Origin of the sequence: Vibrio sp. D404a, from assembly GCF_030248535.1 — a bacterium.
Classification (GTDB): Bacteria; Pseudomonadota; Gammaproteobacteria; order Enterobacterales; family Vibrionaceae; genus Vibrio.
Genome location: NZ_JAHGAJ010000066.1, coordinates 1 through 2,204 on the forward strand (window position 1 = coordinate 1; position 2,204 = coordinate 2,204).

Genomic DNA, 2,204 nt, shown 5'->3' on the forward strand with positions numbered 1-2,204 from the left:
CCATGTAGTAACCGTCTGGCGAGAACAGTTGGTCTAGCTGTGCTAGGAAACCGCCGCTCACTTTGTCTAGCTTAAGGCCGTAAAGTGCTTTATCTACCGATTCTTGATCGTTGATTGCGTAGCCACAGATACCTACCGCTGCTACTGCCCACAGACCGTGGTTGTGTACGATGTCGAAGTCGTGGCCGTATGTTACAACGAACAGCTCGATCATCTGCTTGAATAGGTCGTTTTCAATCAGCGTTTTTTCTTCTTCAGAAATCGTGTGGTAAACACAGCTGTATGCGCACGAAGCGTATAGCATCCACATGTTTTCATTCAGTGTTTGGTGGAAGATCTTACCCGGTGGGTTTGAATCACGGCTAGTGTTGCTCTCTAGCGATGGGTACACCTTCGCGTAAGCCGTTAGCATATCTACGATGTAATCACGGTATTTTGTCTCCTCTGTGATAAGGAATAGACGACCCGCTAGATCCATATGGATGTAGTTCTGCTTATGACGGTTATGTTCGTAACCGCCGCCCTCACCGTGTCCCGGAACTTCAATACCTACTTCAGCCATGTAAGCGTCAGTTTGGTTGATGTCGCGAGTCAGTGCTTTTCCTAATAGGCTATCCTTGCCAAGTTCTTTACGAAGCTCTGCTGCTTCTTCAAAGTTCAGTAAAAGTGGTTGATAGCTCATTCTTATTTCTCCTGACCAGCTGAAGTTGAGTCAATTAGGTTCTCTTCTAGAGAGTAGAAACCTGTCCAGCTGTACGTTTTGCCATTTAATTCGACTTTGTGTTCAGTAGTGTCAGTCGCACCCAATTGGTTGCTGATCATTACTGTGACACGAGATGTATTCGTTTCAATTTCAACAACAGAACCGATGTTGTTGTGTGCCAGTACCTTGATGTCTTGTACTTGGCCGCGAGCGTTCACTGATTGCTCAAACTCTTCGTTGAAGTAACCGTGCGTCTCTAGTACTGAAGCAAACAGCGTTGTTTCGCCTTTGCTACGAAGAATAAACGCAGGCTCAGAACGCAGGTTGAAGCTTGGGTCATTCGCACCAGAGCGAGTAAAGATAACTTCACCGTTGTCGTTCGAGCTTGTACCTAACCATGTGTAGTAAGTGTTGTTCTGTAGCCAGCTCACTAGCGCAGTATCGTTCGCTTCACCGCTTGCTACATTCCATAGGTGTTGGTAACCGAAGTCGCCGCCTAGCGTGTGTAGCTCTTTGTTGGTTTGGTAATCGAAGTTGGTACGAACAATCTGACCTTCATATTGGTGAGAGTAGTCGTATTGGTGCTCGCCTTTCTCTGAATCTAAGCGGTATAGGTCTAATAGTAGCGGAGATTCTAGACCTTCAAGGTTTAGCATGAACACACTGCGTTGCATGTCAAAACCTTCGTAGTGATCGTTCGCGAACGCACTCATACCATTGATTTTTTGGTCTTCTACTTTGAAGAAGTGAGGCAAGCCGTGAACAGAATCTGCGCGCTCAACATCAAAGTTGTTCTGACATTTCTCGTCAATCGTTACCGCGTTATGCGCGATAGTTTGACGTGCGTAAGACTTGTTTTCGTCTAGGTAACGGCCACCGAATTTTGGTTCAACGTTCACCCAACGACAGAAGCCGTATTCACGCAGCACTTCTTGACCACGGTTGAAGAAAGTAATTCCTAGCGTATCGAAGTTGCCGTGACCCATGCCGTGTTGGCCGTAGTTCATCACAAGCTGAGACACATCGCCTTTGCTGTCTTGCATACGGATGAAGCCTTGAGCACCGTTGTGACCTTCTGGACCTTCGTTCAACTCAACACTTGGCCAGAAAGGCATGCCGATCTCTTTTTCAGCGCTTGCCGCTTCGTATGCCTTAGAAAGCTCTAGACCACAGCCGTGCATCCATACTGCATCTTGAATCTTCGCCATACCTAGGATGTTTTCGTCAACTTTGCCATCCACTGCGTAGTGTTTGCTGTAAACACTTACTGCAACTTGTACGCCCATGTCTGTGATACCCATAGTGCGAGATGCATCGTTCAGTGCCGGGAATTCACCGTTAGGGTAAGCCGTTGAAAGCATCGCTTGTACTGTGTTACCAATCACGCCGTCTTTGTAGTTATAGATGTCTACTTCTGGCATATGACGGTGAATCACCTCTGCGAAAACACACGTTGGGCGAATCGCGTAACGGTGGTAGTAAGGACCTTCCATGTAGTAAC

Annotated in this window: 2 protein-coding genes; both read right to left on the reverse strand. The window is 47.0% G+C overall.

Annotation, left to right across the window (positions count from 1 at the left end; translation table 11 throughout):
• Positions 1-682, reverse strand: a 682-nt coding sequence (locus tag KI655_RS24095) for an alginate lyase family protein (RefSeq protein ID WP_285409223.1), incomplete at its 3' end; no start/stop codon positions are given.
• A gap of 2 nt (positions 683-684) precedes the next feature.
• Positions 685-2,204: heparinase II/III family protein (locus KI655_RS24100; protein ID WP_285409224.1), on the reverse strand; the 1,520-nt coding region annotated here is incomplete at its 5' end.